The organism is Paenibacillus sp. Z6-24 (assembly GCF_054161335.1).
In genome coordinates this window covers 3989700-4006540 of record NZ_CP096398.1, presented here as the reverse complement: position 1 = coordinate 4006540, position 16841 = coordinate 3989700, and the positions used below count along the sequence as shown (strand labels likewise).

13 protein-coding genes and 1 pseudogene are annotated in these 16841 nt (G+C 52.5%); 12 read left to right on the top strand and 2 right to left on the bottom strand.

The window, feature by feature from the left end; translation table 11 throughout:
* Positions 1-83 precede the first annotated feature (83 nt).
* Positions 84-1283, bottom strand: a complete 1200-nt coding sequence (locus M1D61_RS17375) for an acyltransferase (protein ID WP_458119869.1) — start codon at positions 1281-1283, stop codon at positions 84-86.
* A gap of 954 nt (positions 1284-2237) precedes the next feature.
* Between M1D61_RS17375 and M1D61_RS17370 the strand changes: the two are divergent.
* From M1D61_RS17370 to nikE, 9 genes and pseudogenes are all read left to right on the top strand, one after another.
* Positions 2238-2784: pseudogene (locus tag M1D61_RS17370) on the top strand (DNA polymerase beta superfamily protein).
* Between the two features lie 135 nt (positions 2785-2919).
* Complete coding sequence (locus M1D61_RS17365) at positions 2920-4350, top strand: RtcB family protein (RefSeq protein ID WP_458119868.1); 1431 nt, start codon at positions 2920-2922, stop codon at positions 4348-4350.
* A gap of 237 nt (positions 4351-4587) precedes the next feature.
* Positions 4588-5817, top strand: a complete 1230-nt coding sequence (locus tag M1D61_RS17360) for an AAA family ATPase (protein WP_458122546.1) — start codon at positions 4588-4590, stop codon at positions 5815-5817.
* Positions 5818-5906: 89 nt separating this feature from the next.
* Complete coding sequence (locus M1D61_RS17355) at positions 5907-6638, top strand: nucleoside phosphorylase (RefSeq protein WP_046213196.1); 732 nt, start codon at positions 5907-5909, stop codon at positions 6636-6638.
* A 347-nt stretch (positions 6639-6985) separates the two neighbouring features.
* On the top strand, positions 6986-8620 hold the full coding sequence (gene nikA / locus M1D61_RS17350; protein ID WP_458119867.1) for a nickel ABC transporter substrate-binding protein: 1635 nt from the start codon (positions 6986-6988) through the stop codon (positions 8618-8620).
* Positions 8621-8663: 43 nt separating this feature from the next.
* Complete coding sequence (nikB, locus tag M1D61_RS17345; protein ID WP_458119866.1) at positions 8664-9608, top strand: nickel ABC transporter permease subunit NikB; 945 nt, start codon at positions 8664-8666, stop codon at positions 9606-9608.
* 2 nt (positions 9609-9610) lie between these two features.
* Positions 9611-10435 (top strand): nickel ABC transporter permease subunit NikC, encoded by an 825-nt coding sequence (gene nikC / locus M1D61_RS17340; protein WP_458122545.1) that lies wholly within the window; start codon positions 9611-9613, stop codon positions 10433-10435.
* 40 nt (positions 10436-10475) lie between these two features.
* Positions 10476-11309, top strand: a complete 834-nt coding sequence (gene nikD, locus M1D61_RS17335) for a nickel import ATP-binding protein NikD (RefSeq protein ID WP_458119865.1) — start codon at positions 10476-10478, stop codon at positions 11307-11309.
* The gene (gene nikE / locus M1D61_RS17330) at positions 11293-12150 is read left to right on the top strand and encodes a nickel import ATP-binding protein NikE (RefSeq protein WP_458119864.1); all 858 of its coding nucleotides are present in this window, start codon (positions 11293-11295) and stop codon (positions 12148-12150) included. Before nikD ends, nikE begins: the two co-directional genes overlap by 17 nt.
* 24 nt (positions 12151-12174) lie before the next feature.
* On the opposite strand, the gene M1D61_RS17325 is transcribed toward nikE, so the two are convergent.
* Entirely contained in the window at positions 12175-12306 is a 132-nt protein-coding gene (locus tag M1D61_RS17325; RefSeq protein WP_458119863.1) for a hypothetical protein, read from the bottom strand.
* Positions 12307-12465: 159 nt separating this feature from the next.
* Between M1D61_RS17325 and M1D61_RS17320 the strand changes: the two genes are divergently transcribed.
* The 3 genes from M1D61_RS17320 to M1D61_RS17310 are packed head-to-tail and all read left to right on the top strand — an operon-like array spanning position 12466 to position 16683.
* A complete protein-coding gene (locus M1D61_RS17320; RefSeq protein ID WP_458119862.1) occupies positions 12466-13491 on the top strand; it encodes a substrate-binding domain-containing protein in 1026 nt (341 codons plus the stop codon).
* Entirely contained in the window at positions 13481-15451 is a 1971-nt protein-coding gene (locus tag M1D61_RS17315; protein WP_458119861.1) for a cache domain-containing sensor histidine kinase, read from the top strand. Before M1D61_RS17320 ends, M1D61_RS17315 begins: the two co-directional genes overlap by 11 nt.
* Positions 15448-16683, top strand: coding sequence for a response regulator transcription factor (locus M1D61_RS17310; protein ID WP_458119860.1), 1236 nt, complete (start codon positions 15448-15450; stop codon positions 16681-16683). Before M1D61_RS17315 ends, M1D61_RS17310 begins: the two co-directional genes overlap by 4 nt.
* The last annotated feature ends 158 nt before the right edge of the window (positions 16684-16841 follow it).

Here is a 16841-nt window from a genome sequence, read left to right as displayed (position 1 = left end):
ATTGCAGGAAGGGACGGTTTTTTTGTGGTCGATTTATTAAATCATGCAAAGATGATTACGACATATCCATATCATTAGCACAGTTAGTGAAGGGGGGTGTCCGGTATTGCAGCGCTGTCTGGAGGAGCATTACGTTTGCGGGATTTTTTGCCTGCCGAGCCGGTTAGCCATTGTCCACCAGGCAATCGGGAGATCAGGCTGGTCAGCAGAATCGCTGCCGGAGCGACGAAGGCAAAGCTCAGCAGAGTAACCGGCAGATGCATTCCTGTCAATACGAGCGGCCGTGTCAGCGAAGCAACACCGGCCAGGATCAGTGCGTGGGACAGATAACCGCCGAATGAGTACCGCCCACACCATTTCAGGAACCGGACGAGCACATGATTTTGCCGGGAAAGCAGCAGTGCCAGTCCATAAATGAGCAGCATATGCGATACGACGATCACAAATGTCGTCGGCTTCAAGTAAGTGGACACGTTGAGGTTCACTGCTTCTGTCGAATGCCGCAGCAGATCATAGCCCAGCCAGATATACATCACCAGAAATATGATCGTGCTCCAGGGCAGCAGCCGGATGACCATGTCACGCCAGCGCTGAATGGCAGAACCGCATACCCCGCCCAGAATAAAGTAAAAGAAATAAAACGGAAACTCGCTCGTCCGGTGCTCCAGCAGTGTCTGCCAGATGCCCTGCAGGCTCCAGCCGGGCATTGCATAATAGCACGCCCACATCAGCCAGCCGTACACGATAGCGAGCAACAGCAGCATTCTGATCACAATCTGCTGCTGCCGGTCCACTGTCCGGCCTTCCAGCCAGTGGCTGCTGAACTGCCGGGACAAACGGCGGAACAGCGGGAACAGCAGATAGAACTGGAAGATCATAATCACAAACCATAGATGATAGCCGTTGGTTGGTGCGAACAGCTGGGTCAGTATATTTTGCCAAGTTCCCGGTCCGAATAGCGGATGATGGTCGGCCAGCTGGACGACCACCCAGTAAATGAGTGTCCATAACACAAATGGTACATAAATATCACCGATTCTACGTGCCAGTGCCGAACGGTACGAACGCCCGTCGCCATACTGGTAAAACAGGATCGCCCCTGCCAGAAAGACAAACGTCAATGTACCGAAACGGGTGAAATGATACACCATTCCCAGCATAATCGAATCCGCTGGAACAATATCGCTCCGGTAAATATATTCTCCAATGCAGTGCTGCATAACTACCGCGAGAAAGCATAATCCCCGCAGCAGTGCCCACTCATCAATCTGTTCTCTTGTCATGTATTCACCTCTGCCTTCAATAACGAAGAATAGTAGCCAGTGAAACATTATATCAGAGTAATGTGAAGAGAGTATGAAAACCCGGTAATTGGCTGTCCTTTATTTTTTTCTGGAACGATTGCAGTATCTGTCTCCAGGTCTGTGTGCGCTTCTCGCATTATAACGCGTCTATCCAAGACCAAAGTACCATTTTCTTGAGGTCTATTTGACAATTGGAAATTCATGTAGTTATCATTAAGTCATATTAACAAGAAGGGAGGTTGGAAATGATGACCCTGGGCAGCGATAGAATGGACAATCAGCAGATCACATACACGATTATTGATAACAAGCGCCAACAGACAGGCTTTTTGACAATTCCATATGCTTGCTCCATATTTTCCAGCCTCTTACGGACGACATAATCTTTAGTCAAAAGAATCGTACAGCAGTTCAGGCCGCTTTGTAGTCTGTGCTTCTGACAGGAAAAGGGATCAGGTGCTTATGTACCTGGTCCCTTTTGTGGGTCGTATAACTGCTCGCCATTATCGTTGAACCTGCATCCTTATTACAGGTACAGCATTGGCGGCAGAGCCTCTACAATATGAACAACTTCATATTCAGCCGGTGTACGGTTCGCGATTCTTTTTTCCAGAGATCATGTCCATATACCGCAGCTGCAGGAATAACCGGATTAAAGTGTCCAGAAGACTTAGCTGGGCATAAAGATGCTCAAGGGATTTAGCTTGGCACTAAGATGCCCAGAAATTCAGCTTGTGCATCATCCCGGTTATTCTCCATCAACCAGCCGCAGACCGTAATTCAGGGTCTGCGGCTTTTCTGTATTTTCGCGCGGACTAACGATAAACCATTGATGGTATGAAAATATACCGTATCGATAGCGTCAACGATAGGCTGCTGGACCCAATAAAGCGGCAGCTAAATATACCAGACTAAGACAAAGGAGTGATACCCATGCAAGTCAGCCAGGAGATCACGCAGAACATTCAAAATGAATTGAAAAAAATCGAACAGGAGCAGCAGGTCAAAATTCTGTACGCCTGTGAGTCGGGCAGCCGAGCATGGGGATTTCCTTCCCGGGACAGCGACTATGATGTGCGGTTTATCTATGTGCATCCACCGGAATGGTATCTGTCCATCTTTGACCGGAGAGATGTAATCGAATATCCGATCAGCGACCAGCTGGATATTAACGGCTGGGATTCTCGCCTGCTATTGGATCGAACAAAAAGGCACCATGCCACCGATGGAATTCCAGCAGCTGGTCGCCGAACTGCTGCCGGATGGTCAGCTGCGCGAGGATATCCATCATCTGCTGGAACGCAAAATGGCAGGAGACGAACTGAATCTGGAATCACCGATTCCATCTATTCATCACTACCTGGAACATTCCATTGCCGATCTGGAAGCCAAAGTATCATTGCAGCCGGCTTCAGCACAGAATCTGGATGAGACACTGGACCAGCTGTTCCGCGATACACTGCGGCAGGTATGGTCATAATGATAACGGTCAGCCAGCCAATCCGGGTCTCAGCTGCCTGCAAGCCTGTGATGATGATACAAACAAGCTTGCCGCAACCCAAATAAATTAACAAATAAAAGTATGATTTTTATATGAAAGAGGTTTAATCACTTTATGATACAGAATACCAATCCTTATATACACCAGGTCAAACTGCCAGCGGGAGATGTACATGTATACGCTAATCCCGAGCTGTTTGCCGGCCTGGACTACAAAGTGTTCGCCATGGCCAATAACAATCTGCAGATTCCCGGCATTCGCTATATGGGCTACACGCCAGATGTGCATGTTGGCGTCGGTACCTGCATCGGCACCACTGCCGTATGGGGCGGCGAAGACGGCTATGTATCGCCTTCCATCGTCGGCAGCGATATTGGCTGCGGCATGCGGGTGCATCTGACCAATCTGCACCGCGACGATCTCAAAGAGGTCAAACTGCGCCGCAAACTGGTCAAAACGATCGAGAAATACCTGCCGATGGAGTCCCAGCAGCGCGGTCATTTCTCTGACCTGCGGCTTGAAAATGTCGTCAGTAAAGGACTGCACGGGCTGCAGGGTAAATATGTCCCTGACAGCTATACTCCGAAAAAGTCGACTTCTCTGACCCATGTGGAAGAGAGCCGGTTCAAGTTTGATGAAAATGTACTGAACAATGTGAGCGACCGCGCCTGGCATCGAGGTCATCGGCAGCTCGGCACGCTGGGCGGTGGCAATCATTTTGCCGAGATTCAGGCGCTGGAGATTGCGGAGGAGAATCGCGATATTGCTGAAAGCTGGGGCATGTATGATGGACAGATTGCCGTCATGATCCATTCCGGTTCCCGTTCCTGGGGCGGCGGCATCAGCCAGGAAAGCAATCCGGCGATGATTGCGGCTATGCACCGGCTCGGACTCGGCACGGCAGATCCCAAGCTGGCGTTCCTGCCGCTGTCCCATCCGGAATCCCGGCATTACGTGAATCTAATGTACTCGGCGCTGAACTATGCCACGGTGAACCGGCATCTGATCGCCTATGCGATCCGGGAAGCGCTGCGCGATGTATTCGGCAGCCAGTGCGAGCTGCGCACACTGTATGATCTGATGCACAACTATGCCTGGTCGGAATACCGGGGAGAAGATACTGTGTTCGTTCACCGCAAGGGAGCGACCCGAGCTCTGCCGGCCGGACATCCCGGCAATCCCGAGCCATACATGAAGACCGGTCATCCGGCGCTGATCCCCGGCTCGATGGGTACATCCTCGTACATTATGGTCGGACTGCCCGGTGGAGAGGATAATTATTACTCGATCTGCCATGGAGCCGGACGGGCACGCTCCCGTTCCGCGACGAAACGGCTGGTCAAAGTCGATGAATTTGCCAGCTCCATGAAAGTCGGTACAGATGACGAAATTGTCGTGAACCAGCGCTCACTGGAGAGTATACTGGATGAGTCGCCGCAGGCCTACAAGGATGTGGATCAGATTATCGAGAGTGTCACCGGCGCCGGACTGGCTGCCGTCGTAGCCAAATGTCAGCCACTGGCTGCGATCAAAGGAACAAATTAAACATTTGTCTCGTTAAAGAGTAGAATGGAATAGAAGGAAGAAAAACGGAAGGCCTGTTTCCGGTGAAACGGGACCGGGTCTTCCGTTTCGATATCATATCAAAGAACAAACAATGAACCGATAACAGAGGGGGATAACGGATTGGATTCTATCTACCGTACCAAAGATGATTCAATACAGGCAGCAGCATCTATTCAGAAACCTGCCATTATTGTATATAACAAAGAAGAAAAAGGGATGCCTTCCCAGTATGCGGATTATGCACGTGTCATCCAAGGAATCGCGGCCAAGCTGCAGGAACGTTATGGCGTCGAATACCGGCTGTATGCCAGTGACGATCCGAATATTGAATACTGGGATCTGCTCGAAGATGATCTGCGTTCCGGCAAATCCGCTGTTGAGCATGTGGCCAGCATTTATGATCGATTGGAAGAATGGACATTTGTCTATGACGGTGACAAACCGGAGCCTGATTACGGAGTACATCGTTCGATGAAAAATAACGTCTTTGCCTATCCGGAAGCCGGAGTAGCGATGGCGCGGATGCCGGTTTTCCGGGATCACGGCATCAGTAACGATGATCTGGTGTTCGCGGTCAGCGATGAAGCACTGCTGGCTTTTCTGGGTGAAGTGCGCATCCGCCAGCGGGAACAAAGCCTGCGCCGGGTAACGGTATTTACGGATGGCAGACACGGCATCAACCGTCAGCTGGAGCCTGTCAGCCGAGCGGTATCCCGTGAAGATGTCATTATGCCGAATGAGATCAAGCAGGATATTTACCGCTCGCTGGATCGCTTTTTTGCCGAAGACCGCAGCTTTTACCAGAAATATGATGTGCCTTACAAGCGGGGGATTCTGCTGTACGGCCACCCCGGTAATGGCAAAACGACGCTCGTCAAATCGATTGCGGGCAGTGTGCCCGGACCGGTCGCCTACTGGCAGATTACCGAGTATACGAATAGCGAATCGATTGAGGAAGTATTCGAGGCAGCCGGACGCATGGCACCGATGGTGCTGGTGATCGAGGATATCGATTCCATGCCTACGGAATCGCGTTCCTTTTTCCTGAATACGCTGGATGGTGCAACGTCCAAAGAGGGAATCTTCCTGATTGGTACGACCAACTATCCGGAGAAGATTGATCCGGGTCTGATGAACCGTGCCGGACGATTCGACCGTGCCTACGAGATTAACCTGCCCAATGAAGATCTGCGTTTGGAATATTTCCATCGTAAGCGGCTGCACGAATTTGCCGGGGAAGAAGTGGTCGTGGAAGCGGCGCGCCTGACCGAAGGATTCACCTTTGCCCAGCTGGGTGAACTGTATGTCTCGGCAGCGCTGCGCTGGCACGAAGAAGGCAGTCTGGATATGCGCGAAGTCATTCAGGGTCTGCGCGGCGAGCTGGACAAGAGCCGCAAGGGTGTGTGGCTGCATAACAGCGACGGACGCGTCGGATTTCATTTCTGATCCGAATGCCGATGGATACAGGGCTGTGAGAAATTCGCTGCCGCTGGTATAATAAACGGAAATGGATAAAAAGGAGTTCGATCAAGCCCATGTTGATGCCTATTTTGCAAGTGAACAGTGAAGATATCCCGGAATACGCCATTGTCTGTGGCGATCCGAAGCGGGCGGCAGGCATTGCAGCCCAGCTGGACAATCCGCGTGAGCTGGCGTTCAGCCGCGAATACCGCAGCTTCGTCGGTACCAGAGACGGCGTGGAGATTGCCGTAGTCAGTCATGGTGTCGGTTCACCGGGAGCGGCGGTATGCTTTGAAGAGCTGATCCGCGCTGGCGTGAAGACGCTGATCCGTGTCGGTACAGCCGGTTCCTATTCGGCCGATCATCCGGCAGGCAGTCTGATCGTCAGTACGGCAGCAGTACGTACGGACGGACTGACCCGTCAGCTTGTACCGGAAGGATTCCCTGCCGTAGCGGACAGCGAGATTGTCGAAGCACTGTACGAAGCCGCTCGTCAGAGCGAAGGGATTGTGCAAAAAGGCATCACCGTGACGCTGGATGTATTCTTTAACGGCGTCGAAGAATTCCCGCACAAAAAGTTCAAGCAGGCAGGTGCACTTGCTGTAGAGATGGAGATCTCCGCACTGTATATCATCGCAGCACTGCGCGGTGTACGCGCCGGAGCGATCGTGGCTCTCGATGGTTATGCGGACGCGGATCTGGCTGCCGAATACGACCCGAACACCAATGTGGTCGCCGATGCGGTGCAGCGTGAGATTGAAGCTGCGATTACGGCAGTTGTCACACTGGCCAAGCGTCATGGATGAGAGGAATAGCCGGTTGTTTTGCCTGTGATATAATGCTGTTTGTGTATCAATATACATTGATAATGCGTTAAAACCCTGACCTTTTTGGTAGCAGATTACTGCATTCATTCTCCGGCCAAACAGTATTTGTAATAGAAGTCTGTTCCGTGCTATCGGAGCAGATTTTTGTTATATTTTTGCTGTATTTTGCTGTACAAGTGTAGTTTTTAGCTGGCTATGCCGCTGTCATGGTACAGCTCAAATGCAGGAAATGATGATTTATGTTGACAAAAGACGAACTCCTACCTATTCTAATGAGTGAATATGATAATCATTATCACCAATAGAGAAAAGGGGTTATATCATTCATGTCATATCACCGTCAAAGGTCTTTTATTCCGGTATTGGCAACAATACTGGCTGTACTGCTTCTGCTCGCAGGTTGCAGTAATACAGGCAGCGATACTGCATCTTCCAATGCTTCCGATGCGGCAGCTTCTGCCAAATCCATTACCATGTCATGGCCTCGTGATATCGGGACCATGAATCCTCATACATACAATCCATCGCAGCTGTTCGCCCAGTCGATGATTTATGAGCCGCTGGTTAGCTATGAAAAGGATGGCAAGCTGGCCCCGGGTCTCGCACAATCGTGGAAAATCTCCGACGATGGCAAAGTCTATACGTTCAACCTGCGCCAGAATGTAAAATTCTCGGACGGCAGTGACTTTAACGCCGAAATTGTCAAAAAGAACTTTGACGCGGTAATGAAGCACAAGGATACCCACAGCTGGCTGGGCATTGTCAGCGTGATCGACAAAACCGAAGTGGTGGATGATCATACGTTCCGCCTGACACTGACCAAGCCCTATTATCCGGTACTGCAGGATCTGTCTGTTGTTCGTCCGTTCCGCTTCCTTGGTGCAGCCGGATTCCCGGATAACGGCGACACTTCCGAAGGCGTCAAGGAGTCGGTTGGTACCGGCCCTTGGATGCTGTCTGATTACAAGCAGGACGAATACGCCGTATTCAAGCGCAATCCGAACTACTGGGGCAAAGCTCCGGCGATCGATCAGGTCACCGTCAAGATTATTCCTGATGCGGAGACCCGTGTTGCTGCTTTTGAGAAAGGTGAACTTGATCTGATCTATGGAGAAGGCGTGATCAGTCTGGATGCCTTTACCCAGCTTCAGGCCAACGATGAATATGTCACCAAACTGTCCGATCCTGTAGGAACGCGCAGCCTGCTGCTCAATTCCTCCAATCCCAAACTGGCTGATGTCAGAGTGCGCATGGCGCTGCATGAAGGATTCAACAAGCAGGCGATGGTTCAGGGCATTACGTCCGGCCTCGAACAACCGGCCGATTCCGTACTGTCCAAAAACTATCCGTACACCAATATTGATTTGAAGCCAATTCCGTATAACGTGCAGCAGTCGATGGCACTGCTGGATGAAGCGGGCTGGAAACTGCCTGCCGGTGGAACGGTGCGCGAGAAGGATGGCCAGCCGCTCGAATTTGATATGATTTTCGACAAAACCGATCCGATCCAGAAAGCGATGGCAGAGACGATTCAGGCAGAGTGGAGTGCACTCGGTGTGAAAGTAAATCTGACCGGTCTGGAACTGACTGTGCAGATCAAGCGCCTGAAAGCGAACGATTTTGACCTGTATTTCTGGTACAACTATGGTGCACCGTATGATCCGCATTCGTTCATCAATGTCGTGGCAAGCCCAGGCTTTGGCATCTCGGAGACACTGAGTGCAATCCCGACGAAAAAACAGCTGGATGAGCAGGTACGTCAGGCTCTGTCCTCTACCGATGAGACCAAGCGTCAGGAGCTGTATCGCTCCATTCTGACAACACTGCAGGAACAATCGGCGATTATCCCGATTTCCTATATCAAGAAAACGGCAGTGCACCAGAAGAAAATTACCAACTTTGAATTCCCGGCGAGCCGTGATGACAATCCGTTCGCAGGTATTCAGGTGACTGCACCTTAAATCCGATTTCGCTTTATAACGCATGTTCAGGAGGAGAAGATTAATGATTGGCTATATCGCTAAACGGATGATTGCCATCATTCCGATCGTCTTCATCGCTACACTGGTTACTTTTGGACTGATTCACCTGTCTCCGGTCGATCCGGCGGAAGCGTATTTGACAGCTGCTCATATTTATCCGACCCCGGAAGTGCTGGAGCAGAAGCGCCATGAGTTCGGGCTGGATCAGCCGCTGTGGACGCAGTATATGCATACTCTGCAAAAAATCGCCCGGCTGGACTTTGGTACATCGTATCTGACCAATCAGCCGGTCTGGAATGAAGTCGTATCGAGAATGCCGGCGACTATTGAACTGGCGCTGTGGAGCATGTTGTTCTCGGTGATCGTCAGTGTTCCGCTGGGCATTCTGGCGGCAATCTACCGTAACAGCTGGATCGATATGGTAAGCCGGGCAATCTCCTATCTGGGAGCTTCGATTCCGCAGTTCTGGCTCGGCTATCTGCTGATCTTCTTTTTCTCGGTCAAGCTGGATCTGCTGCCGGTTGAAGGACGCGGAAGCTGGCAGAATCTGGTGCTGCCGACAGTAACGCTCTCGCTGGTGCTGATCGCCGTCTATACCCGACTGCTGCGGTCGAGCATGCTGGAACAGATGCAGGAGACGTATGTGCAGTATGCCCGTATGCGCGGTCTGCGCGAACGGACGATTATGCTCAAGCATGTGCTGAAGCTGGCGATTACCCCGCTGATTACCGGTATGGGCATCAATCTGGGCAAGCTGCTGACAGGCACGATTATCGTGGAGCAGGTATTCTCATGGCCCGGCTTTGGACGATATTTTGTGGATGCGATATTTAACAGGGATATTCCCGTGATCCAGTGTTATGTCTTTCTGGCGGCGTGTTTGTTTATCCTGTGTAATTTGCTTGTTGATCTGGTACAGCTGTACATGGATCCGCGGATCTCATCGAAAGGACGGGCAGAGCATTGAATATGAAATGGCGTGCAGCCTTTAAAGGACAGCGGATGATCTTTATCTGTTCGCTGGCAGTGCTGGTGTTCTTCGGTGTTGCACTGCTGGCGCCGTGGATCGCTCCTCATAATCCGGTAAAGGTCGATCTGCTGCAAAAGCTCAAAGGCCCGTCGATGGATCACTGGCTGGGTACGGATCATCTCGGACGGGACCAGTTGTCCAGGCTTATCTATGGAGCAAGAATATCGCTTGGCTTCGCGGCGATGATCTTTGTCTCCTCGCTGCTGATCGGTATTGTGGTCGGAGCGGTCGCCGGTTATGTGGGCGGCTGGGTCGACAGCATATTGATGCGGCTGTGTGAAGGCATTATGGCCTTTCCGAATCTGGTACTGGTGCTGGGAATTGTCGGTATTTTCGGACCGGGTCTGATGCAGGTGCTGCTGGCACTTATGATGGTGCAGTGGGTATATTATGCGCGGATATGCCGGAATATGGTGGTTAGTCTCAAGGAACGGAATTTTATTGCCGCAGCGCGGATTAGCGGTTCTTCCACCTGGAGTATTATCCGGCGGCATATTATCCCCAATGTACAGCGTCCGATTGTCGTGATCGGGACGCTTGAGATGGGCTGGGCGATTATGGATATCTCGGCGCTGTCCTTTCTCGGTCTGGGCATTCAGCCGCCCAATGCGGAATGGGGCGCAATGATTCACGAAGGCACCAGTTATATCCGCAGTCATCCGGAATTGATGATTTATCCGGGTCTGCTGATTCTGATCGTAGTAATGGTATTCAATATTCTCGGCGAAGCACTGTCCGACAAATACGGCATTGCCAAACGTTAGCAGCAGCCAAGCAAAGCGGAATGGATGGGAGGGGTTAAGCATGACAGCTGAACTGCCAAATGTACTGGAAGTCCGGGATCTGCATATCCGGCTGAGAACGGACAACGAACCGGTGACACTGCTGGAACCGGTCAATCTGACGCTGGCACCGGGCCGTGTACTCGGTATTGTCGGAGAGAGCGGCAGCGGCAAGTCGCTGACATGCAGCGCCATCCTGCAAATGCTGGACCCCCGCAGAATGGATGTGTCCGGTACGGTCCGGCTGCAGGGACGTGAATTGAACGCGATGTCTGCCGGGGAAATGCAGCGCATCCGGGGCAGGGAAATCGGCTGCATTATGCAGAATCCGATGAATGCTTTTACACCGGTCTATACGATCGGTGCCCAGTTCGTAGAGACGCTGCGTACCCATACCGATCTGTCCAGGCGTCAGGCCAAAGAGCAGGCTGTTGCTGCGCTAACCCGCATGAATCTGCCGGAGCCGGCCAGTCTGATGCGCAAGTATCCATTTCAACTGAGCGGCGGTATGCTGCAGCGGGTGATGATTGCGATCTCGATGTGTCTGCGTCCGGCGCTGCTCATTGCGGATGAGCCGACGACAGCGCTGGACGTGGTCAATCAGCTGCGGGTACTACGGGAACTGGATCGGCTGCGTACGGAATGTGGAACGTCCATTTTATTGATTTCCCATGATCTCGGAGTTATTTCCCAGCTGGCGGATGAAGTGGCTGTTATGCAAAAGGGACGTATCGTGGAACAGGCGGATGTTTACGAGCTGTTCGATCAGCCTGTGCATGAGTATACACGTCTGCTGCTGCAGGCCCGTCCACATCCGCTGCGACAAAAGGAGGATCACTGTGCTGCAGGTGAATAATGTAAGTCACAGCTACGGCAGGCGCAGCTGGCTATCCCGCTCCGGAACATCTCCCAGGGTGCTGATAGACATCTCGCTGGAAATCGGTGAAGGCTGCTGCCTTGGACTGCTCGGTACGAGCGGAGCGGGCAAGAGCACGCTGGGCAGAATTATACTCGGACTGGAGCGTCCGGCCCGGGGACAGGTGATTTTCCAGGGTCATGATCTGTATCACACGGATCGTACCACGCTCCGCAAGTTGAGACGTGATCTGCAGGTGGTCTTTCAGGACTGCTATTCGGCAGTCAATCCGCTGATGACCACTGCCCAGATCATTGGTGAGCCCCTGCGCAATTACGAGCGGTCGTCACCGGCCGAACAGCAGCATCGGATCGGCGAGCTGCTGGAACAGGTGGGACTCACGGCAAAAGATGCCAGCAAGCAGCCGCATCAGTTCAGCGGCGGGCAGCTGCAACGCGTCAATATCGCAAGAGCGATTGCGCTGAAGCCCCGAATGATCGTGCTCGATGAATCGGTCAGCAGCCTGGATATGGTAAACCAGAGTCATATACTGAATCTGCTGGCCGAGCTGAAATCGGTGCATCAGCTGTCCTATCTGTTTATCACCCACGATATCCGGGCAGCCCTGACGCTGTGCGACCGCATGGTCGTCATGGATCAAGGAAAGATCGTGCATGAAGCCGATACGGGAGAGTCCATTCTGGCATCGAAACATCCTGCGGTTAGACAGCTGGCTGCTGCGGTACTGCCGGAACACCCATCCCGGCGAATCGCATGGGATCGATTGGATGAAACACAGCAACAATCTGCGGACGAATACTCATCATTCGGACGTAAATAATTCAGACGTAAATATCAAAATTAATCAGAGCAGACAGTCTGTTCTGCCAAGGTCATACAGCGGGCAGATGCTCTGTTCTGCAGAGCTGATCAAACAAGCGGCGATCTTTTCCGGCATCCGACGGGAAGAGATCGCCGCTTTTTCGTCTGAATTCATTATGGCCCCGTTCATTTGAAGCGATTCGCGCTTCCATATATAGAATGCAATACCCCTGCTTGCAATTAAAGCGTTTTCTTGGCAAAGGATTTGCGTTATATTAAATGATGTTCACTATATCATTACTATTTAGAAACAGGATCTGAAGGGAAGGCCGTTATGCGCAAAATGTTAGGGGTATATGCTGTGCTGGTCGTGGCCCTGATCATTTACATTGTACAGTATCAGGTGCAGGAGACTTCATCGGCCTGGAATGAGCAGGGGATGAAGGGGGATATTAACGAGAAATATGTCATGATCACCTTCCAGTCCGGGATTGAATACTGGAAGAGCGGTCTTAAAGGATTCGAAGATGCTGCAGGCGCGCTGGATGTGTCGGTCGAATACCAGGGTTCCACCCGGTATGATGCACGCGAGCAGGCGATGATCGTGGAACAGGCGATTGCCAAAAAGCCTGCCGGTATCGCTATCTCTGCCATTGATTCCCCGCTGCTCGTACAGGCGGTAGGGAAAGCGGTGGATGCGGGCATCCCGGTTGTCATGTTCGATGCAGAGGCGCCGGGCAGCAAGTCGTATTCCTTTCTCGCGACAGATAACCATAATGCTGGCGTGATCGCCGCCGAGCAGATGGCCGAGCGTACCGGCGGCAGCGGACAGATTGCCATCATTACACTGGGCAACCAGCAGAATCACAAGGACCGCAGCGGTGGATTTGAACAGGCAATCCGCGAAAAGTATCCGCAGATGAGCGTGATTGCTGTGGAGAATGATAATGGTGATGCCGTGCTGGCCGAGCAGCTGACAGCCGATCTGCTGCGCAAATATCCGCAGTTAAAAGGCATTTTCATTACCGAAGCGACCGGTGCCTATGGTGTCGGCTCGGCTGTCGAGAAGCAGATGCAGTCCACTGCCACTGGCGCCAAGAAACACAAACCGGTCATTATCAGTTTTGATACAAACAAGGAAACGCTGGATATGATCCGCTCCGGCACCATCGACGCGACCATCGCCCAGGGGACATGGAATATGGGCTACTGGTCGCTGCAGTATCTGTTCCATCTGCATCATGGACTGACCGTTCCCTCTCCATCACTGAGCGGAATCGTCTCGCCGGTGCCGGTGCGTGTGGATACCGGCGTCTCTGTGGTGACCCGTGAGAATGTAGAGGATTATTATGCGAAATAAGGACAATCCGGGCCGGCTGCGCAGCTGGATGCAGCAGGACTGGCGCAGATGGCATCCGGAGAATCTGCCGCTGCGCGATCAGCTGATTGCCCTGTTCCTGCTCGTTGGTATTCTGCCGTCGATTCTGCTGGGCATCATGGTGAACTGGACATCGGACCGGATTATTGAGCGCCAGGTGACGGACAATACATTCCAGCTGATCAGCAAGGTGAATCAGACGATCGATACGTATATGGAGCATATGCAGAGCATTACCTACCTGATCAGCTTTGATTCCAAGGTGAATTCATTTATAAATGGCGGCATGGATGCTCGGCGTACAGAGGAGGCATCTCTACCGAAAAGCAAAACGGCAGCAGCTTCCTCCGATCCTGGGAGTGAGCTGGCTGCCGCTGATAATGGACCGCTATCCGGTACGTCGGTCTATCAGATCCGCCAGTTTCTGCAGGGCTTTACCACCGTATACCCGGAAATTGCCGGGATTCTGATCGTGAACAGCAGCGGCGATTATATCAGCAATGAAATGTATGCCCGTTATCCGCGGAATCTCACACAGGAACAATGGTACAAGCAGGCGGTGGAGCATAAAGGCATTTTCACTATTATAGGTCATCCTTCCGGACGCAATGTCACGAGTCATACCAATTACCGGGACAACGATGTGGTGTCGGTTGTCCGTTCCCTGAATGATCCGGCCACCGGACAGGTCAAAGGCGTCGTCCTGATCGACCTCAAGCTGCGTGTTATCGCGCAGGCGGCCAAGGACGTCACGCTGGGCAAGACAGGTTATCTGATGGTGACCGATTCCGGCGGACGGATGATTTATGCGCCGGAAGGACCTTTTCAGCAGGCTGTACCGGCCCGGCTGGCGACGTCGCTGGCAGCCGGACAGCAGAATGTATTTACCGAAGAGATTCAGGGACAGCAGCTGCAGTTCGTATATACCACATCCAGTTATACCGGCTGGAAAACGGTCGGTGTATTCCGCTTCAGCGAATCGGTCGCCGAATCACGGGCGATCCGCTTTTACGTGGTCATCTTCCTGTTCTTTGTCTGTATACTGGGTGTTACCGCTTCTTATGGACTGTCACGCTCCATTTCACGGCCGATCTACCGGCTGTCTTCCCTGATGCAAAAGGCCGAAGCCGGAGACATGACGGCCCGCTATATGAGCCGCCGTCAGGATGAGGTGGGTATGCTCGGCCGCAGCTTCAACCGGATGATTAACGAAATCCGTAATCTGATCCGGCTGAACAAGCAGCAGGAGCAGCAGAAAAGGGAAGCCGAGCTGCGCAGTCTGCAGGCGCATATCCGGCCGCATTTTCTGTATAATACGCTGGATACGATCCAGTGGATGGCCCGCAAAAAAGGAGCGGAGGATATATCCGGAATGATCGATTCCCTGTCCAAGCTGTTCCGGATCGGACTGAGCCGGGGCAGTGACATTATTACCCTGTCCGAAGAAGAACAGCATATTCGCAGTTATCTGCTGATTCAGAAAACCCGCTACCGGGACCGGCTGAACTATGAGATGGATGTCGATGAGTCGATTCGTAATGTATATGTGATCAAGCTGCTGCTGCAGCCGATCGTCGAGAATGCCATCTATCACGGCATCAAGGCAAGGCGGGGTCCCGGCATGATCCGGATACGGGCGGAGCAGCGTGAGGACAAGCTGATCTACACGGTGGAAGACGATGGAGCCGGTATTACGGAAGAACGATTACTCTGGCTGAGAGCGCAACTGGAACAGCCGCTGGAAGTACTCGGCACCCAGGGACCGGAGCCGGCAGGCAGCTATGGACTATTGAATATTCAGGCCCGCATCCATCTGGCCTATGGAACACGTTATGGACTGACGATGGATCACCGGGAAGGCGGGGGTATGATTGTACAGGTCACCCAGCCGCTGCTATGGCAGTTCCCGACATCCCTAATTCGCCAAGGAGATGAAGAATGATGAGTGCATTGCTGAATGTAATGATTGCCGATGACGAGCCGATTATCCGCGAAGGCATACGGGATGCGGTAGATTGGGATAGTCTGGGCATGATTGTGGCGGCGGAGGCGGAAGATGGCGAGGAAGCGCTGGAGATTGCACTGCAGCAGGATATTCACATTTTGCTGGTCGATATGAATATGCCTTTCATGAACGGCATTGCGCTGATGAAACGGCTGCGGGAGGAACGTCCGAGCTGCCGGTTTGTGATTATTACCGGTCATGATGAGTTCAGCTATGCCCAGGAAGCGATCCGGTTGGGGGTCAAGGATTATATTCTCAAACCGGTTGACCCGGTTCATTTGCAGGAAGTGCTGGATCATATTCGCACCGAGCTGAACGGTGATCAGCAGCAGGAGGAATATCTCAAGCTGGCGACCGACCAGATTCAGCGCAATATCCCGCTGCTGCGCGAGCAGTTCTGCCTGGAATGGCTGCATGGGCGGCTGCGCGAGGAGGAGATCCGGCGTCAGCAGGAATTCCTTGGTCTGCCGTCTGCCCACCCGTCGGCACTAACGCTGATTCGCTGGTCGGGACAGGCTGAAGGACGCCCGATGCTCAAGGAACAGGATCGTCAGCTGCTGCTGTTTGCGATTGGCAATATTGCTGCAGAGCTGCTGTCCGACATTCCTCTGGTGATCTGCAGGGAAGATTCAGGCACGATTGTACTCTGCCTCTGGGAGGTGCCGGAAGCCTATAGGGAAGAGCAGATTATCGCTGCAGTTCGTGACCATATCGGTTTGCATGTGCAGGTCTATATGCAGCCGGTCATTGAGGAGGTATACAGGGAGGATGTGCAGTGGTCGGAGCGGCTGCATGCGACCTACCGACAGCTGAGACAGGAGCTTAAGGGACAGACCGGCCTGTCTCCGCTAGTACGGCGGGCGCGCAGCTATATCCTGCAGCATTATGCCGATCCACAGCTGACCCTGGAGCAGCTGGCCGAAGCGCAGCAGGTGTCGCCGACCTATCTCAGCAGGGTAATGAAAAAGGAGCTGGGACAGTCCTTTATCCATGTGCTGGTGCAGGCGCGTATGCAGCGGGCCGCCCAGCTGCTCCAGGAAAGCGACCGCCCGATTCTGGAAGTGGCTGAGGAAGTGGGGTATGAATCCCAGCACTATTTCAGTACAGCATTCAAAAAAGTGATGGGTGTCTCGCCGAATCGCTATCGTCGTGATCTTTCTTCCGACTGAAAAGTGCTGTTTTGCTTGCTGTTGGTCCACAGGTATAGTATAATAGAACAGGTCTTGCAGCTGATGCTCGGCTGCATGCTGTTATATCGCAAGATGCATAATATTCCTTTTTATAATTTAATACTATGGAAATACCGGAGGAGCCTGTCATTGCAGGC